Origin of the sequence: Saccharicrinis aurantiacus, assembly GCF_947489045.1 — a bacterium.
In the GTDB taxonomy this organism is placed as follows: domain Bacteria; phylum Bacteroidota; class Bacteroidia; order Bacteroidales; family Marinilabiliaceae; genus Saccharicrinis; species Saccharicrinis aurantiacus.
The window spans coordinates 77,803-97,749 of the sequence record NZ_CANLCN010000015.1 but is presented as its reverse complement, the minus strand read 5'-3'; the positions used below and the strand labels follow the sequence as shown (position 1 = coordinate 97,749).

Sequence of the window (19,947 nt, the reverse complement as noted above, 5' to 3'; positions counted from 1 at the left end):
AAATTAACGTTTAAAATAAGAAACCGATATAGCTCAGTTTTGAATTTGTTTGCATTTCAGATTTAAGAAAAGCTAAAATACAGAATAGATTAAGGTTTTCTTATGATGAATGTATGTGAATGGTGACAAAATAATATAACATCAATATAAAAAATAAGTAGTTTCTAACAGTAAGGTGTACTAAACTTATGAAGTTTACAAACAATATTTAACTTTACGCCCAATTCTTCTCAATTGAAATCTATGTTGAAAAATAGTATTGTTCTTGCAATATTTTTATGTTGTTCTGTAATGCTTTATGCACAGAAAGATGTCTCTATTACTGGTATTGTGCAGTCGGAACAAGGCGAGGTGCTTGATTTGGTTAATATATCTGTTCAAGGAAAACCAGGAGGTACCATCAGTAAATCCGATGGTACATTTGCCATTTTTACAAAGGCGGTTCCGCCTTACACTTTGGTATTTTCAAGTATAGGTTATCAAACGGCCTACATTACCTTTTCTGCCGAAAGTCAAAAATCAGATTTACTCATCAAACTACGCCAAAAGGATGAAACCATAGAAGAGGTGAATGTGCAAGCCAAACGTAAGAACGAGCAGAATTTTGAGAAGATTGATGCAAAACTCTCAGCGCAATTACCCGATGCAACAGGCGGTAGTATTGAGGCCTTGGTGAAAACGCAAATGGGGGTAAGTAACAATAATGAGTTAAGCTCTCAATACCGTGTGCGTGGCGGTAACTTTGACGAGAATCTGGTTTATGTGAATGATATTGAAGTTTACCGACCATTTTTAATTCGTTCAGGACAGCAAGAAGGGCTGAGTTTTGTGAATCCAGAAATGGTATCTGATATTCGATTTTCGGCAGGTGGATTTGATGCGCGTTATGGCGATAAAATGTCGTCGGTATTAGATATTACGTACAAGCGCCCCACCGAATTTGGCGGAAGTGCATCTGCCAGTTTATTGGGAGCCAATGCTCATATTGAAGGCGCTTCGAAGGATGATAAGTTTACCCATATATCAGGGGTTCGCTATAAAACCAACAGTTATTTATTGGGATCACTAGATGTTAGTGGCGATTACAATCCTACATTTTTAGATTTACAAACTTATCTTACTTATCAGTTTAACGATAAATGGGGTGTAAGCTTTTTGGGTAATGTATCGCAAAATACTTACAATTTTAAACCCGTGGATAGAGAGACTACCTTTGGTACTTTATCCGAAGTTAAAACCCTTCGAATTTATTTTGAGGGAGAGGAGAAGGATGATTTCTTAACCGGTTTTATGGCGGGAACACTTAATTTCTCACCCAATAAAAACAACAGCTATAAGTTGATATTATCTGGATTCAGAACTTCAGAAAACGAAAACTTTGATATACTGGGGCAATATTGGATTCAGGATTTAGAATCGGAAGATGGTACGCCTAGTAAGCCAGAAGACTCGGCAACTGGAATAGGTGTAGGAAGCTATCTAGAGCATGCCCGAAATTATTTATTTGGCACAGTGCGCAACGTAGCAGTGCGTGGTAAGCACCGTGTAAATAAACATCGCCTTGAGTGGGAAGGCAAATACCAACACGAGCGTTTCAGCGATCAGATTAACGAATGGGTGATGCGCGATTCAGCAGGCTATAGTATACCAATATCAGATCCTGAGCTGGTGCTTTCATACGCCTATAACGCCACGCACGATATCAGCTCAAACCGAGTAACGGGTTTCTTGCAAGACAATATGCACTTTGATTTACAAAAGGGGAAACTAGATTTGGCTATCGGAATTAGAGCCAGTTATTGGGATTTCAATAATGAGTTTTTACTAAGTCCGCGCGCAAGTGTATTGTACGACCCCATGTGGGAAAAAGATTATCGCTTTAAGTTTGCAACGGGTGTTTATTATCAAAGTCCATTTTATAAAGAGTATAGAGCGCAAGGTGTAGGTATAAACTACGATATTAAATCGCAGAAATCCATTCACTTTGTAACAGGTTTCGATCATTATTTTTCGTCGTGGGGCCGACCATTTAAATACTCCACAGAATTGTATTACAAGCATATGACTAATTTAAATCCTTACACCATCGATAATGTAAGGATAAGATATACAGCCCAGAATAACGCAAAGGGTTATGCCGCAGGTATCGATATGAAAATTAATGGTGAGTTTGTAAAGGGAGTCGAATCTTGGGCCAGTTTATCCATAATGCAAACTGAGGAAGATATACTTGACGATTCTTATGTGGATAAAAATACAGGCGAAACAGTTTATCCGGGTTACATTCCCCGTCCGTCAGATCAGCGTATCAATTTTAGTTTAATGTTTCAAGACTACCTGCCCAATAACCCAAGCTTTAAAGTGAATTTGAATTTGGTATTTGGTACAGGTTTGCCTTTCGGTCCGCCTCGTTCAGAACGTTATTTAGCCACTGCCCGCATGCCTGCCTACCGAAGAGTGGATATCGGTTTCTCAAAGGAATTAACAGGCGTGCATAAAAATCCGAACAAGGCCGATAAAATATTTAAGAACCTATGGTTGGGTCTTGAGGTATTTAACCTTTTTGATATAGATAACACCATTTCGTACTATTGGGTATCCGATGTAAATAATCGCCAGTACGCTGTGCCTAACTATCTAACATCGCGTCGAGTTAATGTTAAATTAGTATCGCGTTTTTGATGTGATAAATCTCATCACCATTGTGCCTATTAAATTTTACATTTGAAATTCTAAGAATTCTAACATTAAAATAAGATAGACAATGAATCAGCAAGATTACATCAACCGAGAAGATCAGTTTGGCGCACATAATTACCATCCTCTTCCTGTTGTATTAGATAGGGGTGAGGGTATATTTGTGTGGGATACCGATGGTAACAAGTATTACGATTTTCTATCCGCTTATTCAGCAGTTAATCAGGGGCATTGTCATCCTAAAATTATAGAAGCTTTAACCACTCAAGCTGCAAAGCTAACGCTTACTTCGCGCGCTTTTTACAATAATGTATTGGGCGAGTTTGAAGAGTACATGAGTAAGTATTTTGGTTACGATAAGGTATTGCCAATGAATACGGGAGCTGAAGCTGATGAAACAGCCATTAAGCTTTGCCGAAAGTGGGCCTACGAGAAAAAAGGCGTAACAGAAAATATGGCTAAAATAATTGTGTGCGATGGTAACTTCCATGGACGTACTATTACCATAATTTCTATGTCTACCGATCCGGATTCATATAAAGGATTCGGCCCATATACTCCAGGATTTGAAGTGGTGCCTTATAACGATATTGATGCCTTGGCACAAGCTCTCGACGATCCGCATGTAGCAGGATTTTTGGTGGAGCCCATCCAAGGCGAAGCAGGTGTTTTTGTTCCTGAAGATGATTATTTGAAAAAAGCTTACGATTTATGTAAGCAGCACGATGTACTTTTTATTGCCGATGAAGTTCAAACGGGAATAGCGCGTACTGGTAAAATGTTGGCTTGCGATCACGTAGGTATCCGACCGGATATATTAATACTCGGAAAGGCAGTTTCAGGCGGTGTTTATCCGGTATCTGCCGTAATGGCCGATGATAATATTATGCTTTGCATTAAGCCTGGCGAGCACGGTTCAACCTATGGAGGTAATCCTTTGGGTTGTAAAGTGGCCATGGCTGCATTGGATGTTATTAAAGATGAAAACCTAGAAGAAAATGCTGAGCGTTTGGGTCAATTATTCAGAGATGAATTGAATAAGATAGATTCCTCAATGATTGAGTTGGTGAGGGGAAAAGGCCTCTTAAATGCCGTAGTTATTAAACCTAAGGATGGAAAAACGGCTTGGGATGTTTGTATGGCTATGAAAGAAAACGGACTTATTGCTAAACCAACACACGGACACATCATTCGTTTTGCTCCGCCATTGGTGATTAACGAAAAACAACTATTAGAAGCTGTTGAAATTATTAAAAACACTTTGGCTCAGTTTGAGTAGTATTAAGGTTTTATTATGATATTAGAGGGCTGTTATTCTATATGAGTAATAGCCCTTTTTATTATAGATAAGTACAAATTAGATTATTAAAACAGAAACCGAAGTAGTTCGTAATTATTATACAAAATGCATCGTAAAATATCCTCCATCATTAATGCCGTAGCTCCTATTTCTGAAAAAGCATTAGCAAAAATTCTCGACCTAATTAGCTATAAAATAGTTAAAAAGGGAGACTTGCTAGCCGAAGTAGGACAGTGGAATAATTTGGAGTATTTTGTAATTGATGGAATCTTTAAAAGTTATCTACACACTCCCAATGGAGATAGTATTACGATTTCTTTCTTTATGCAAAACTCTATCATATCGCCTAGCACCACACGTAATAATGCAGGCAAATCCATTATTAATATCAAGGCCCTAAGCGATGGCGAAATTGCAACCATGGATGCAATGGCCTTTGAAAAATTGATGATTGAAGATGTTGAAATACGAGAGTTTGGCAATGCGGTATTACGAAGCGAATTGATGGCAAAGGTGCAGAAAGAAATTGCATTGGCTTCGCTTAAGGGTAAGGATAAGTTACACTTTTTACGAAGGAACTACCCAAATATTGAAAACTGCATCCCGCACAGCGATATTGCATCATACCTAGGCATTACGCCTATTTCGTTAAGTAGGTTAAGAACCGAGTCATAACCATTATCATTTGTTAATGGATTCGTATTTTTAATTGACAAACTTTGCATTTCAATCAATGAAGTTGTTTAAGGTTGTAGTGGAATTACGAGAGTGACAGATTGGTTATCAGTGGCAAAGCTCAATTTTTTATTGCATAGCCGTAGCTACGGAATAAAAATTAGCTGAAGCCAATGAAATCAAGATGTTACTCGCAGATTTTCGATACAACTTTAAATAACTTCAAAACAAAAGTTATGTCAGTTTTCACATCCATATTGCAAAAAACATCCTCCTTAAAAAATCTATTGGTGCTATTTGTTTGCAGTCATCTGGTTTTATTATTGATGATGCTATTTATCTTTCCATCCATTAATGCGCAAATAGGAACCAAAGCCTTCGATTTACAAACCTTCGGATATTCAGCAAGTGTGGCAGCATCTATAGTGGATAGCTTAAATGCCGAAACTACCCAGCTATACCTGTTTCCTCAATTATTGTTTCTAGATCTACTTTACCCAATATTATTGGCATTGCTGCAAAGTAGCCTTCTGTTTAGGGTGATGAATACGAATAGTAAACTGGGTTTCGTAGTTTTGTTGATTCCCTTTTTAGCTATGGCATCCGATTATATCGAGAACATTCTTATTATTCTAATGATCTTAAAAGCAGTAGAGCTAAGTGAAGCATTTGTGTTTGTATCCAGTTCTTTTACCCTATTAAAAGGATTGCTTACTTCGGTGGCTTGGATTGCTATTTTAATAGGATTTTTAAGATTAGGGGTATTGCGTATTTATCGCAAATGAATCTTTAAAAAAAATGCGCTTTAGCCAGGTTTTTGAAACCACATAAATAAAATTGTAGATTTGCGAAATGGATGCTTATAAGAAATATTTGATTGAGGAAATAAAAATGCGTGAAGCCGATGCAGACATATTATTATCAGGATCTGAAAAGCGATACTATAAAAAGGGAGCTGATATTCAAAAACAAGGTGATGCAAGTAATATAGTTCGCATTATAATTAAAGGGTGTGCAAGAGGTTTTATGTTGGTTGATGGAAAAGAAGTGACAACCAACTTTTATTTTGAGAAAGACCATGCTTACGATTATGTTAATTACCTAAAGGAAGAGAAAGTTGAAATTAATATTCAAGCACTTGACGATGTAGAAGCTATTGAAATATCGATGGAAGCACTTGATTTTCTTAATTCCGAGATATTGGGTATACATCAAATGAATCATCAAATATTCAAGATGTATTTAATTATACTAGAGTCGCAGAGAATCGATTTCATAGTTAAAACCCCTAAACAGCGCTATCTAACGCTGCTGAAGAATAATAAAGAAGTTATTTCAAGAGTTCCTCAACACCAGATAGCTTCATTCATAGGTATTTCTGCTGAACACCTTAGTCGTATTCGTAAAGAGATACGTGATAACGAATAATAAAATATGCCCATAACGATTTCAAAAGAAGAAGCTCAAAGGTTAGTTGTTCAATCTCAGCAACTGTTTGCAAAGCCATCTCATAACAATGCTTTAGGTACTACATTGTCAGCAATTGAACACCTGGGTTATATTCAAATAGATACCATTTCGGTAGTACAGCGGGCACATCATCATACGCTTTGGAATAGAAATTCAGATTATAACTTATTACATATAGAAGAGCTTGTTGCCCAGAAAAAGGTATTTGAATACTGGTCGCACGCGGCTGCCTTTTTGCCAATGAAAGATTTTCGTTATTATCAATATCGAAAACAAGCCTTTCACATGGGGCACGAAAAGCATTGGTTCAAAAAAGACATCCAGTTAATGGACAATATTCTGAAGCGCATTGCAGATGAAGGTCCGCTAATGGCAAAAGATTTTCAGCATTCTCAAAAAGTAAATGAATGGGGAAGTAAACCCGCTAAGCAGGCACTTGAAAACTTGTATATGCAAGGCGACTTGATGGTGGCAGAACGTAAAAACTTTCATAAGGTGTATGACCTTGCCGAGCGTGTATTACCAAAGGGTATAAATACAGCCATTCCTACCCAACAAGAATACATACGCTTTCTAATAACAAACTATCTGCGGGCTAATGCTATGGGTACTGCTTCGGAAGTTGCTTATCTACTCAAAAAAACAAAAACTCTTGTTGCTGTTGAATTAAAGGAAATGTTATATAACCAAGAGATTGTAGAGGTTCAGGTAGATAATGAAAGGTATTATGTTCTACCTCAATTATTAAATGGTAACGAGAATGAAGAAGTCTCCAATGCAGTAAAAATCCTTTCTCCCTTCGATAACCTGCTTATTCAGCGCAAGCGAATGAAAAGTTTGTTCGATTTCGATTATCAAATAGAATGCTATACCACAGAAGCTAAGCGCAAGTACGGTTATTTTTCGTTACCTATATTGTGGAAGAATCAGTTTGTGGGAAGAATGGATTGCAAGGCTGACCATAAAACCGGGATACTGCATATTAATCACCTGGCCTTTGAAAATCACTTTTCATTATCCGATGCCTTTACATTTGCTTTTGATAAAACCCTTAAAGATTTCTGTAGGTTTAATAAATGTAGTTCAGCACATCTTCATAAAACCACACCAACATCTCTAAAAAAAGCTATGAAAGCCATTTCTTAGCAAATATCAACGTCGCGCCATTTTTCAGCTCATACTTTTGCACTGTAATTAAAAATAGAAAGTATGAACACTACAAAATTCAATCTTAAAACATTTGTAATCATAACCTTGATTACTAGTATTTGGATACACATTGCAGAAGTTGCACGTGCTATGTTTGTGGCATTTCCGTTAATGGAAGAATTCTTTGCAGGTCGCATTCCTATTGGAGCAATGGAAGTAAGTAATGCTCTTATTTGGGGAGCTTGGGACACATTATTAACACTTATCCTTGTATTTGTTTATTGGTTGTGCGCAGTAGCATTCGGTCAAAATGTAAAAGCCATTCTTATTTCAGGTACAACTACCGCACTAGCCACTATTGGTATATTTTGGATAGCCAGCGTAAACACAGGTTTGGGAGAATGGAGTACGGCAGCAATACTCTTTCCTATTGCTTGGGCTGAAATGATTATTGGTGCTGCAATAGCTGCAAAGCTTTACGCCAGAGCTACTAATTAGAGGGTTTTAAAGTGGGTTCAACTATTAGTATCATTATGTCATTAGCCCTACTTTTTTACACAGTAGGAGTTTGGGCAGAAAAGATATCAGGGAAATTAAAACTGTGGCATTTAGCGTGTTTTATTTGTGGTTTAATTCTCGATAGTATTGGAACTAGTATAATGTTCAGTTATACTGATGGTATTAGCTATAGCTTCCATGCCATTATAGGGTTTTGTGCCATTGGTTTAATGCTTATTCATGCCATATGGGCTCTTATTGTTTTACTAAGTAAAGATGAAAAGAGAATTAAGAACTTTCATCACTTTAGTATTTCTGTTTGGGGTATTTGGTTAATTCCATACTTAGGCCCTGTTCTAATGCATCTATTTTAATCAATAAAAAAATGGCTATCAGTAACGATTTTCTTCAATTTATTCTCGATCAACTCTATTTATGGGAAGGGGTTTCTGCAAAACATATGTTTGGCGGAGCGGCACTTTATAAAAATGAACTTGCTTTTGGTATGATTGCCGATAACCAGTTATACTTTAAAGTAGACCAGTTAAATATTGAAAAGTACATTAAAGCGGATTCTATTCAACTAAAGCCTTTTAAAAATCATAAAACTGTTTTGTCGTTCTATAGTGTACCTGTTGATGTAATTGAAGATGCATCAACTTTAGTGGAGTGGGCTAAAGAATCGTACCAAATACAACTCGATCGGAATAACAATAAAATAAGAATGAAATGAAGTATTTAAAATCTAAAGTATTCAAATTAATAATTTTAATAGTTGGGCCTATTCTTGTGTTTTTAGCTCTCACAGCCCCCAAAGAATATGAGGTTATACCCGATCCAATATCATTTAATGCAGACCAATTAGATATGAAACAACGACCATTTATTGTTGATAAAAAGGAATATCCTTTTAGAAGTAATTGGTACGAACGCGATGGAGTATCAATGCATTATATCGACGTAGGAGAAGGTATACCCGTAGTATTATGTCATGGTAATCCTGAATGGTCATTTATATATCGAAATTTAATTAAAGAGTTATCTGGCGAAGCCCGATTAATTGCTTATGATTTGCCGGGTTGTGGTTTTTCTGAATTACCAGATACCTAGAATTATACTCCGGCTGAATATTCAGAGTGGATTGCGTCATTGATTTTTGATCACTTAAAATTAGATAAATTTATAATGGTTGTTCAAGACTGGGGAGGACCAACGGGGCTTAATGTCGCTGTCAATAATCCTGATCATGTTATTGGTTTGGTTATAAGTAATACCTGGGCTTGGAAAATTGAAAGTGGAGCAGTAAAATATTTCTCTTATGCTATGCGAACTCCCATCGTGAATAGAATAAATGTAAATAGAAATATTTTTGCTACAACTCTAATGAGAGGCGAGTTAAATAAAAAAGCATCTAAAAATAAGAATATTACAGATGCTTATAAATATCAATTTCCAACTATAGAATCAAGAAAGGGGACATCAGAATTTCCGAAAAACATCACTTGAGCAGGTGAATTTTTAAGCGAGTTAGAACAAGGTTTACCAAGGTTATACAACAAAGATGTTGAATTTATATTTGGCACAAAAGATTGGACTGTTGGAACACAGGATATCATTAATAGATGGCAGTCGCATTTCCCTTATGCAAACACAACAATTTTGCCCGAAGCAAGCCATTTTACTCAAGAGGATAGTCCTGAGAGTTATTACAAAGCACTTAGAAACCTATTAAGCAGTATTAAATAATTACAAAAATGGAGCAACACAATTGTGCCACCTGCAAACTGAGAGCAAAATACGATAAATCACCTAAATCGGTAATTGGTAGGTTATGGCGTTGGCATATCAGTTTCTGTCCAGGATGGAAGGCCTATATGAATACCCTAGATGATAAACAAAGGGCTGAAATAGCTTCACAGTACAGTTTAATTAAAAAGACGAATGATCATTAGTAATTAATATTTTAATAAAATGGAATACACAAAAGTAAAACTAGAGAAAATGCTTATTGCAGGAAAACAGATAAGCACAACTTTCGCTAACGACAAATGTTTCGAAGAAGTACCTGCACTATGGAATAACTTTTTTCAAGAAGGCATATTTCAAAGCATTCAAAAGAAGACAGATTTTAAACCACTAGGAGTATATTTTAATGTAGGCCTTAATGGTGAACAAGCTTTCGATTTTGTAACAGGTTGTAAAGTGAGCGAAAATGCAAACCCAGAACTAGATGCCATTGAAATACCAGCCTCTAATTACGCTAAATTTTCTTTCGGTGCACCTACTCCTGAAAACATCAATAAGGCTTGGGAAACAATTGCAGGCCTTGATTTAGACAAGAACACAGGATTTGATTTTGAGGAATACAATATGAATGCTGAGGATGAGACAAAAAGTACATTCGACTGTTACGTATCCGTAAAATAAAACACAATACTTATAAACTCGGATTCAGCTAAATGTTGTTTTCGGGTTTATAATTCTGAATTTATTAAAAATCAACCTGATGGCTGACTTATTTAAGAATCTGTTTTCAGAAGAATTAATTTCTCACACAGCTCAAGCGCTTCAGGAAGTTAATTGTACTTTTGAAAAGGCCCAATTTCAAAAACAAATATTTGACATACACTGGGAGGAAAAGGAGTTTAAAGAGCGTATGCACCACATTGCAGATGTGGTTCGCTCAAACCTTTCGGATGATTTTAAAGATGTAGTGCAAGAACTTTATATAATGATAGCCTACTTTAAATCAAGTGGTGCCGATAAAGTAAAGTTTTCTGAACTCGCTTTTGTATTTATACCTGATATTATTGAGAAATTCGGGATTAACGATTTTAATATCTCGGTAGAAGCATTTGAAAAAATCACTCCATTTACTACATGTGAGTTTGCAGTTCGCCCTTTTATTATCAAGTACCAAGATAAAATGTTGAACAAAGTTCAGGAATGGACAAAACATGAAAATGAACATGTAAGGCGCTTGGCATCCGAAGGTAGTCGCCCTCGTTTACCGTGGGGAATGGCATTGGCTCCCCTAAAACAAAATCCAAAGCCTATCATGTCAATTTTAGAAGCTTTAAAAAACGATTCTTCAGAATACGTAAGAAAAAGTGTAGCCAATAATCTTAACGATATTTCAAAAGATAATCCGGAAACTGTTATTGAGATAGCAAAGGCTTGGATAGGCAAAACTAAAGAAACCGACTGGATTGTGAAGCATGCCTGTCGCACCTTATTAAAGGCTGGTAATAGCGAAGTGTTACAGTTGTTTGGCTTTGCTCCACCTCATAAAATTGAGCTTAATGATTTAACATTGAAAAACGAAAGCATAAAAACTGGTGATGAACTCGAATTTTCGTTTTTACTAACCAATGTGTCTTCAAAGTCGGAAAAGGTACGATTGGAATATGCCATTTATTATATGAAAAAGAATGGCAGCCAATCTAAAAAAGTGTATAAAATCAGCGAGAAGGATTATGCTGCTAAGTCAGTTACAAAAATTACACGCAAACAGTCTTTTAAAAAGGTGTCAACCCGCAAGTTTTATGCAGGAGAACACATACTAAGTGTAATTATTAATGGGAAAGAAATAGAAGAACGAACATTTGAATTAATTGAAGTTGTTTAAGGTTGTAGGGGAATTGCGAGAGTGACAATTTGATTATCAGTGGCAAAGCTCCATTTTTTATTGCATTGCCGTAGCTACGGAATAAAAATTAGCTGAAGCCAATGAAACGAAAGTTCTATGAGACAAAATAAAATACATGTTTTTAACCTCATAAAATCAAGGTGTTACTCGCAGATTTTCGATACAACTTTAAACAACTTCATTGATAATAAATAAAAATAATGGAACAATTAAATATTCTTTGGACCACAAATAACAAAGAGACATTTGAAAATATGATAACGCTTTATTCCTTAAACTCGATGAAGAGTAATTGGTGGGATGCAGTAAATATTATTATCTGGGGTGGATCGACCCGGTTAGCGGGTGAGGATGAAGAAGTACAAAAAACCTTACTCAAGTTGATGAAAAACGGAGTTACTGTAGAAGCATGCAAATCGTGTGCTGATAAAATGAAAATGTCGGCCACACTAAAAGAGCTTGGTATTACCGTAAAATATATGGGTAAGCTTACGGGCATAATTAAACGTAAAGAACACCTGATAACCATATAAACCAGAACTATGTCAAAACATCATCAATTTTCCCAAAATAAAAAATGTGAATACTTCCCCTGTCATAAATCCAATAATTTAGACGATTTTAATTGTATGTTTTGTTTTTGTCCACTTTATATGCTCAAAGACGATTGCGGTGGCAACTTTAAATACACTAACGGATTTAAAGATTGTAGCCAATGCATGCTACCTCATACAAGAGATGCTTACAACCATGTAATGACTAAAATGGAACTTGTTTTAGCTATTGCTAGCCAAGGTAATTAAGAAACCAACGAAGTTATAAGTACACTGTACTAATAATTTAAGCACATACTAAAAATTAAATCAAGGATTGCATAGGTTTACTTAGAGCGCCTTGTTTTATTGCCGTAAGCGAAAGCAGTATCAAGTTCACTTGTATAATGCTGAGTGTGGCAATAATCTTGAAAAAGTTTCTTTGCCCTGCCTATGCCGGCAGGCAGGTTACTTTCTTTGATCAAGCAAAGAAAAGTAAGTCGGGTTTGGGTTGAAAACCCAATACGTGATATTAGTTTATGACAATATTGATACTTTACTAATAATTTAAGCACATACTATAAATTAAATAGTAATACTTAGTATGCTATTATTTAAAATACCAGTAAGCACGCAATAAGCCCCAAACATAAAAATAGCCCTCACACCAAAATGTGAGGGCTATTTCTTTTAGTTTTAATGATACCAACATTTAAATGTCCATTATCAAAAAGTATTATTCACGGCAATTGCTATTTAACCACAATACCCATTTTCTCAAGCTCTTGTTTCTCATTGCCTTCATAAAAAATATCGAGGCAAGCTCTCAGTTTAACCGAATATTGATTCAACTCGGCCAATAGCTCACGTTTTTTCACAGTGGCCATTTGCGCCTCTGCACTCTCACGGTTACTATCTATCTGCAAGGTATCCACATGGCTTAATTTAGCAATGTAAGTATCAATTTCCTCAACCGTAGCACCAAACGCAGATAACCTAGTTAATACAGCTTCATCGTTTCTTACCCCATTAAAGCATTGCAATACACACTGTTTCCATGTAGCATAATCCGTTGGGATATCGCCCCTAAAATTATAAGCTTTCGATTCCGTTGAACTGGCATCGTAAAAGTAGCGTCCCATTTTACGCAGTCGCTTAAGATAAGCATCCACTTCATTTAAAGCTACTTCTAGTTCTATAGTTTTGCTTTTACTTTCAATCTGCTCTTTCCTTTGGTTGTCGAACGATTGGCTAGTGAGTGATACCAAAGTAACACCTTTATCAATTTCGGTTTCGCTAAAAATAGGAGCAATGCGCTCTGCTACCGATGGGTTGTTTTTTACGCCAAGTATTAAACGGCGGTTTTTTTCCAGTTGGTTTTCTTGTTTTTCTGGCATATAAATAAATTAGATTGCCTACTCGAGAATACGAGTAGAACTGATTAAAAAAAAAATTGCGGGATTTGAAATTGTAAGAATTCGAATGTTGTAGATAATCATGAACTGGGTTTGGGTTTTGCTATTTTATTAACTGATATTAAAGATAATACAAAAAGTATGCGATGCAAAAAATCAGCTAAATTTTTATAACAGAGGGAGCGTGCTATTAGTAAGGGATAGACTCCAATTTGATTTTTTAGAGCTATTATTTACAAAAAACAAACTGCGCCTGACAAAAAGTCACTAATTTGCCTTGGGCAAAGCCTTTTTACCATAGGGAAGTGCCTTTTTGCGATGGGGAAGTGCCTTTTTCTGACAAGGAGTCACTTTTTAGCCTTGGGCATTGCCTTTTTGTGTTTGGGCACTCCCTTTATTGCCATGGGCGAAGGGTGCTAGGCCATTAGAAGCAGTTTTTAACTAATAATTTTGGCTAAGCTTATTTAATTTCATTACAAATTGAGCCTACTAAACAAAATAGATTATAATTTTTGCTAGTTTCATGATCAAATTAAACCCTAGTTATAAACTTATTAGCACACCTTGGGGCGAGTATACAGAACTTACGTTAGAATGATATACGCATATCGCGTTCGTGAGTAATTGGAAATCAGTTTGGGTATTCTACCATAGCCAAATCTTTGATTAGGCTTTAGGTTGAAAAGATAAAAGCAAATAAAAGAATTAGCTCAGAGGAGTTTTGGAAGGTTTGGTTAATTAAATTGCCATACCCTTCACCTAGCTAGACGTAGTGTTAATTACAGATAAAAGTGGTGTAAATTAAGTTGTTATATGAAAGTATGAAAAAAACAGCATTTTATATTATCCTCCTAACTTATATTATAGCTACATGTTCGTGTATAAGTAAAGTGAACAAAGTAGTTTCAAAAAATATTGAGAACAAAGACCATACTGTAACGGGTGCAGACATTGTTTCATATAACTATAAAATAAATAAGGATTCCTTGGATTCTATTCGAGTATATATTGATAGATATTATTATGGATTATATTACGATACTCTCTATAATAATAATGTTTATAATGGAATCAAAATTTTAAAACAATATTACAGTGGAATAGAAAAAGATTTAAACAATGTAATTATTACGAGATTTGAAGAATTGAATGATTCCATGATTATTTATCATATGGGGCATTTGAATCAACTTATATATGGTTACATGATTAGAAAAGAAGAAAGAGAATCAGGTGAGGAGAGAGTCCCAATGACTGGAAATTTTGGAGGGTATCAAAAAGAAATCCATGTTAATATAAAGTCTGGAAAATATAAGGTTTATGAAACACAATAGTTTATTCCTAAAACCTTAATTGAGCATATAATAACGGGTCGATAGATTCACTATTTATTAATAAAAATAACTGCTGCCAATAAATAGGAATATAAGTTGCCTGCAAGACCCAGCGATTATTCGCGGTTGAACTACAACCCGTTTTTAATACCACCCAAGTATTTTAACCGGGTTTTTATGTTCTCTGTTGGATTTTGAAATTCGTGATTATTGTATAATTTCTAGATGTACTTTAGGTTTTATACCTAATGCCGGGCGATGTGAGTAAACTAAACATTTGTGCACTTGCTGAAATATGCAGCCCCCAAAATTTAAATTTGACACGCCCTTTAAAGTTTGATAGTTACCTGTAAAATCGTAGTTTTGGCTACTTAGTTATTTGAGAAAGTTGTGGGTTAAATTCTGCATTATGTATATTCGATCTATTAAGTAACACACAATAACACCTATATAAACATTCTGATTAATTGATATGAATACAGAGCAACTCGTAAAAGAATATGGGATAAAAATTTCGAGATTATCACATCGGATGATTTGGAATAATGAGTTGGCAGAGGAAGCATCTCAAGAAGTTTGGTATGAAGTTTTAAAAAGCCTTGACACTTTTAAAGGAAACTCAAGTATTTCAACATGGATTTATTCTATCGCGAAAAGAACCATCTTAAGATATTCTCAAAAGGAGAGGATTCTGAAATCATCAGAGATAGATTCTCATTTCAATTTAGAAAGTATTGATTATAATGGTTCTGAAAATAACGAAAAAGAATGGGTAAAGGAGCAGTGTGATTATTGCCTAACAGCATTTTGCCATTGTTTAACAAATAAGGCCCGAATGATTTTTTTATTCCGAGATATTGCCGAGTTAAGGGATTCAGAAATTGCACAAATAATGGACTTGAAAGCAGAGAATATTCGGCAAATTGCATCACGTTCTCGTGAGAAAGTGAAAAACTTCATGCAAAAGGATTGCATACTGTTTAATTCACATGCCAAATGTAGGTGCAGAATCCGAAAGCATGTTGAATCCGTAGGGCTTGATGAAGAATATAAGAAACTTTCAAATGCTGCGCGACTTATTGATATTTATAAAAAGTTTGATAAAGAATTGCCCCGTAAAAATTATTGGGAAAAAATAATTTGAGAAGTTGTCACAGCATAGTGTTTTTCTCCACTAAACAAGTATATGTTTAATTTTAAATTGGAGAAAAATGAAAAAAGCAATAATTAAATCAGAAGGGAATAACTATTCAGCAATTGAAATAGGAAAGCTACAAAACCTAGCCGAATATTCGTTTCCACACCCAAAATTAAAACAAGATGTTCCGGGTAAGTTGTTTGTTGGCGAAACACTAAAAACCACCGGAACTGAGGTTTCCTTTCAAATAATGCCAGCAAATTCGGATATTCCATTTTTGCATAGTCATTTAAATCAAGAAGAGCTTTATGTTTTTATAAAAGGAGAAGGACAGTTTCAAGTTGACAACGACCTTTTTGATATTCAAGAAGGCACAATAATTAGGGTTGCACCTAAAGGGAAAAGAACTTGGAGAAACAATTCTGATGATATAATGATTCTAATGGTTATTCAAGCAAAGGCAAATACTTTAGAGAAATATAATGTACTTGATGGGTTTGGAGTAAAAGGAGAGATTTTAAAATGATTCATTAGAAATAAATAAGAACGATGCCAGGCAATACATAATAGTAATGTGAGAACGTATCATCTATCCAAGTTTGCCATTTTTAAGCCCTACCAAATTTAAATCTGACTCGGCCTTTAAAGTTTGATAGATTTTCAGCCCATTGCTAGTGCAGTGCTTCGAAAACCCGTACTGCACTTGTATGTGGCCGTTATAAACCAACTCAAACAATAGTTTAAAATAACATTAGAAACATTATGGTATCAATGCCTATGGTGGGGAGGGTAGAAGGCCATTACAAGTAGTTTTTAACTTATCATTTTGGCCAGTCTTATTTAATTTGATTACAAATTGAGTTTATAAAAAACAAGCTGTGCCTGACAAAAAGTCACTTTTTAGCCTTGGGCATTGCCTTTTTGCGATTAGGAGAGGCCTTTACGCTTTCAGTGGCTGTAAATTGTGGGTGTTTATAGCCTGAAGGAGAGTTAATTTAGGATTAATATAAATCACAACATATGTAGTTGATTATAGTATCTTTTATTTTTATCGGCGCTAAATAATCAAAAATATATCTCTAATGATGTATATGCAAGTCTTTTTTCAGATTAGGCTTTGAGATTGGTTTTATGAAACTTTAATATGTCTTTATACGTATTAGGTTTAAGGTAGTACTCTCTATTAAGAGGGGGCTTACCAAAAGTTATTTTGAAACTTTCAACAATCTAATAATATATAAATTAATACTTTTTTTATGAAAATTGCGATTACATTGTTTCTACAGTTAGCCTTTATAGTCGGCATTAGTGCTCAGAATTATTTTGATAATGATTACAAATCGTGGGACGTAGGTACCGAAAGATACAATACATCGGGTGCTGATCATATTGCTTCTGCTTCTGAAAATTCCACAAAAATATTCTTTAGTATTGGTGGAGGGGAGAGTATACCTAATAAATTGTGGGATTATCAAAATATTACTGTTTTGAAAATATCACATGCAATGAATTCTTCTTATCCAAGTGTGGGCGAAATTTCAGAAAAGTTGAACGGTTTAACAAAGTTAAAATATATTTATTTTTACGACATTGGAATTGAAAGCTTACCAAGTAATATTGGAGCACTTACTGAGTTAAAGTCCCTAGTAGTTAAAGAAAATACAAACTCATCAATAGTTTTAAAACAGCTTCCCAATTTTACAAAAACTTTATCTATTGAAAGTATTAATATTGATTTAAATAAGAAAACTACCTTATCACAATCAGTTAACTTTAATACAATATTTGAAAATCGAAATTTAAAGGCTTTATTGTTAAGTAGTTCAAATTTGACTAATTCTGATATAACTAACCTGTGTAAGTTAGATAGCCTTGAGTTATTAGAGTTACACCATAATCTTCTCACTGAAGCGCCAAATGTAGAGTCGCTTAAACGATTAAAAATTTTATCACTTGATAATAATAGTATTGAATCTGTTGGTAGTTCTATCGGTAATCTTAGGGATTTGAAAATGTTATCAATGATAGATAATAAATTAAGAATATTACCTGATGAAATGGGTGATTTGAAAAATATTAGGTATCTAAATTTGGATGATAATATGATTGCTGAACTACCAGAATCATTGAGTTCGTTAGATAAACTTGAGGTGCTTTCTTTAAGTGGAAATGAGATGACTGAAATTCCGAGTGTTATTTACTCCTTAAAAAATCTAAAAGAACTCCATTTAATGGATACCAATATTGCAACAATAGATGAAAGGATATTGAATACGAAAATTGAGAAACTTACAATTTGTAATAAAGAAGTTGGCCAGTTTAATTTTGATCCCAAAATGCTTGCAAATATGAAAAGTCTAAAATCTTTTAGAACTTCAAACTTACGGGTAGATAAAGATCTCATCAAGAGTGTAAAGAAGTTAAAGAAGCTTAGACCAGATGTTAGTAATTTTTAAAACTAAATTCTGATCGATTGCATGGATTAGACCATTTGAGAGCCATTGTAATACTTCTAGTTATGATTTCATTACGTAGCGGAATCATTTCGTGTTTGGAGTCCTTAAAGAAGATTAGTTGGACTGAAGTTGTAGCCTTGCCTTATATAGGGCAAGGCCTAATTGCGTTATAAGTAATGCAGAATCAGTTTTATTTATGCGAGTTTCTGTATTTTTTAGCCCCGCCAAATCTGCATTTTGACGTACTGTTTAAACTTTGCAAGTTAAATGTAAAATCGTAGTTTTGCGTGCTCTGTAATTAAATGCAGTGGTGGCTTCATTTCGGCATTACTCACAAAGGTGCTTTAGCCAATAAAAATCAAAATACATTTACTTTGCGCGAAGAAATAAAAAGTACAAGATCAAAATGTTACATATGTATGAGGCCTTCGAGCTCATGTATTTGCAAACACACCAATCCTATCCAAACTAATACTCGTTTTATAATACTGATGCACCCCAAGGAGTACAAGTACGAAAAAAACGGAACAGGTCGTATGACGAAGCTTCAACTTGAGAATTCGGAGATTATAGTGGGTGTTGATTTTACCGAGAATAAGCGTGTAAATGAAATACTGAATAACAAAGCCAATTCCTCTTTTTTGCTTTATCCAGGAAAAGAGAATTTCAACTTATCCTTAAGAAATGGTGCTGAAATAAATTCGTTTATGGGTACTAATCCATGCATATTTGTTTTAGATGGCACATGGCCCTGTGCCCGTAAAATGCTTAAACTAAGTACCAACTTGCAACAACTACAAAGGGTGAGTTTCGATAATGAAATTAAATCGAAGTTTATTATTAAGCAGCAACCCGAATCGCTTTGTCTTAGTACCATCGAGTCGGTGCATACGGTGTTAAACCTACTTAACAAAGGCGAATTGGAGCAATGTGAGACCGAGGGTTTCCTTTTGCCTTTTGAAAAAATGCTCGAATACCAAGTGGAGTGCATTCTAAACCCACACAATAATTCCTATCGTCCGAGTACCAAAAAAGTGATTGTTACTAAGGATATGTATAAAAAGGATACGAATAGGAATATTATTTTCGAAAAAGAATAAGGGGTAATACCAATACTACATTAAAATGAGCCTTATTCTTTCGTTCTTTTTAACTTATTCATCGTTAAAAAATATCGCCGTAGCTACGGCTATGCCTCAATTTTTTGCCTTGCCTAAGTCAAAAATATACAAAACAATTTAAGCCTCACTTTAAAATAGAATTGGTATAAAAAAGAGGGTATCACCTGATACCCTCAAATATTATCAGCTAAAAGCTAAAACAGCTCTTTATACATACAAACAGTGGTAAGCCACTTGCATTTCAGCCTTTACTTTAAATTTCACATCCTTCTCAACAATAAAGGTTTCGCCTTTATTAAAGGTTTTCCATTCCGTTTCGCCAGGTAGTTGTACCAATAAAGTACCACTAGTAACAGTCATATGCTCAATGGTAGCAGTACCAAATTCGTACTCGCCAATTTCCATTACACCAATGGTTGCATTACCCTCTGCATTCTCTAGGGCTATTGATTTTACCGTCCCGTTAAAATACTCGTTTACTTGTAACATGTTCTTCTTTATATTATAGTTAA

Annotated in this window: 21 protein-coding genes and 1 pseudogene; 20 read left to right on the top strand and 2 right to left on the bottom strand. The window is 35.0% G+C overall.

The genetic code is table 11. From position 1 onward, the window contains the following. Positions 1–243 precede the first annotated feature (243 nt). The 15 genes and pseudogenes from QMO11_RS16235 (at position 244) to QMO11_RS16165 (ending at position 12,241) form a co-directional block, all read left to right on the top strand. A complete protein-coding gene (locus QMO11_RS16235; protein WP_282038367.1) occupies positions 244–2,682 on the top strand; it encodes a TonB-dependent receptor in 2,439 nt (812 codons plus the stop codon). Between the two features lie 82 nt (positions 2,683–2,764). Continuing rightward, positions 2,765–3,976 carry an ornithine--oxo-acid transaminase gene (gene rocD, locus QMO11_RS16230; protein ID WP_282038365.1) on the top strand — a complete coding sequence of 404 codons (1,212 nt, stop codon included), beginning with the start codon at positions 2,765–2,767 and terminating at the stop codon, positions 3,974–3,976. A gap of 126 nt (positions 3,977–4,102) precedes the next feature. Continuing rightward, positions 4,103–4,672 carry a Crp/Fnr family transcriptional regulator gene (locus tag QMO11_RS16225; RefSeq protein WP_282038363.1) on the top strand — a complete coding sequence of 190 codons (570 nt, stop codon included), beginning with the start codon at positions 4,103–4,105 and terminating at the stop codon, positions 4,670–4,672. A 236-nt stretch (positions 4,673–4,908) separates the two neighbouring features. Beyond that, positions 4,909–5,457 (top strand): hypothetical protein, encoded by a 549-nt coding sequence (locus QMO11_RS16220; protein WP_282038361.1) that lies wholly within the window; start codon positions 4,909–4,911, stop codon positions 5,455–5,457. Between the two features lie 67 nt (positions 5,458–5,524). Next, the gene (locus tag QMO11_RS16215; RefSeq protein WP_282038359.1) at positions 5,525–6,100 is read left to right on the top strand and encodes a Crp/Fnr family transcriptional regulator; all 576 of its coding nucleotides are present in this window, start codon (positions 5,525–5,527) and stop codon (positions 6,098–6,100) included. A gap of 6 nt (positions 6,101–6,106) precedes the next feature. Next, complete coding sequence (locus QMO11_RS16210) at positions 6,107–7,288, top strand: winged helix-turn-helix domain-containing protein (protein ID WP_282038357.1); 1,182 nt, start codon at positions 6,107–6,109, stop codon at positions 7,286–7,288. A gap of 63 nt (positions 7,289–7,351) precedes the next feature. Then, positions 7,352–7,789, top strand: coding sequence for a hypothetical protein (locus tag QMO11_RS16205; protein ID WP_068471599.1), 438 nt, complete (start codon positions 7,352–7,354; stop codon positions 7,787–7,789). A 35-nt stretch (positions 7,790–7,824) separates the two neighbouring features. After that, complete coding sequence (locus QMO11_RS16200; RefSeq protein ID WP_068471600.1) at positions 7,825–8,163, top strand: HsmA family protein; 339 nt, start codon at positions 7,825–7,827, stop codon at positions 8,161–8,163. Positions 8,164–8,174: 11 nt separating this feature from the next. Then, on the top strand, positions 8,175–8,522 hold the full coding sequence (locus QMO11_RS16195) for a TfoX/Sxy family protein (RefSeq protein WP_282038354.1): 348 nt from the start codon (positions 8,175–8,177) through the stop codon (positions 8,520–8,522). Continuing rightward, positions 8,519–9,295: pseudogene (locus QMO11_RS16190) on the top strand (alpha/beta fold hydrolase). Before QMO11_RS16195 ends, QMO11_RS16190 begins: the two are co-directional and overlap by 4 nt. Positions 9,296–9,543: 248 nt before the next feature. After that, the gene (locus QMO11_RS16185; protein ID WP_282038352.1) at positions 9,544–9,741 is read left to right on the top strand and encodes a hypothetical protein; all 198 of its coding nucleotides are present in this window, start codon (positions 9,544–9,546) and stop codon (positions 9,739–9,741) included. A 19-nt stretch (positions 9,742–9,760) separates the two neighbouring features. After that, positions 9,761–10,216: a GyrI-like domain-containing protein gene (locus QMO11_RS16180; protein WP_282038350.1), complete on the top strand. Its 456-nt coding sequence runs from the start codon at positions 9,761–9,763 to the stop codon at positions 10,214–10,216. Positions 10,217–10,295: 79 nt separating this feature from the next. Next, the gene (locus QMO11_RS16175; RefSeq protein ID WP_282038348.1) at positions 10,296–11,417 is read left to right on the top strand and encodes a DNA alkylation repair protein; all 1,122 of its coding nucleotides are present in this window, start codon (positions 10,296–10,298) and stop codon (positions 11,415–11,417) included. Between the two features lie 221 nt (positions 11,418–11,638). Further along, positions 11,639–11,971 (top strand): DsrE family protein, encoded by a 333-nt coding sequence (locus QMO11_RS16170; protein ID WP_282038347.1) that lies wholly within the window; start codon positions 11,639–11,641, stop codon positions 11,969–11,971. A 9-nt stretch (positions 11,972–11,980) separates the two neighbouring features. Further along, complete coding sequence (locus QMO11_RS16165) at positions 11,981–12,241, top strand: cysteine-rich small domain-containing protein (RefSeq protein WP_282038346.1); 261 nt, start codon at positions 11,981–11,983, stop codon at positions 12,239–12,241. A gap of 482 nt (positions 12,242–12,723) precedes the next feature. On the opposite strand, the gene QMO11_RS16160 is transcribed toward QMO11_RS16165, so the two are convergent. Further along, positions 12,724–13,368 carry a PQLLE family protein gene (locus QMO11_RS16160; protein WP_282038345.1) on the bottom strand — a complete coding sequence of 215 codons (645 nt, stop codon included), beginning with the start codon at positions 13,366–13,368 and terminating at the stop codon, positions 12,724–12,726. Between the two features lie 839 nt (positions 13,369–14,207). On the opposite strand from QMO11_RS16160, the gene QMO11_RS16155 reads away from it, so the two are divergent. The 5 genes from QMO11_RS16155 (at position 14,208) to QMO11_RS16135 (ending at position 19,414) form a co-directional block, all read left to right on the top strand. Further along, positions 14,208–14,720: a hypothetical protein gene (locus QMO11_RS16155; RefSeq protein ID WP_282038344.1), complete on the top strand. Its 513-nt coding sequence runs from the start codon at positions 14,208–14,210 to the stop codon at positions 14,718–14,720. A 472-nt stretch (positions 14,721–15,192) separates the two neighbouring features. Then, positions 15,193–15,864 (top strand): RNA polymerase sigma factor, encoded by a 672-nt coding sequence (locus QMO11_RS16150; RefSeq protein WP_282038343.1) that lies wholly within the window; start codon positions 15,193–15,195, stop codon positions 15,862–15,864. A 67-nt stretch (positions 15,865–15,931) separates the two neighbouring features. Beyond that, entirely contained in the window at positions 15,932–16,384 is a 453-nt protein-coding gene (locus QMO11_RS16145) for a cupin domain-containing protein (protein ID WP_282038341.1), read from the top strand. A 730-nt stretch (positions 16,385–17,114) separates the two neighbouring features. After that, positions 17,115–18,314, top strand: coding sequence for a leucine-rich repeat domain-containing protein (locus QMO11_RS16140; RefSeq protein WP_282038338.1), 1,200 nt, complete (start codon positions 17,115–17,117; stop codon positions 18,312–18,314). Positions 18,315–18,616: 302 nt separating this feature from the next. Further along, a complete protein-coding gene (locus QMO11_RS16135; protein WP_282038337.1) occupies positions 18,617–19,414 on the top strand; it encodes a tRNA-uridine aminocarboxypropyltransferase in 798 nt (265 codons plus the stop codon). A 228-nt stretch (positions 19,415–19,642) separates the two neighbouring features. Here the strand turns inward: QMO11_RS16135 and ppnP are convergent, their stop codons facing one another. Beyond that, the gene (gene ppnP, locus QMO11_RS16130; protein ID WP_068471615.1) at positions 19,643–19,924 is read right to left on the bottom strand and encodes a pyrimidine/purine nucleoside phosphorylase; all 282 of its coding nucleotides are present in this window, start codon (positions 19,922–19,924) and stop codon (positions 19,643–19,645) included. Positions 19,925–19,947: the final 23 nt, after the last annotated feature.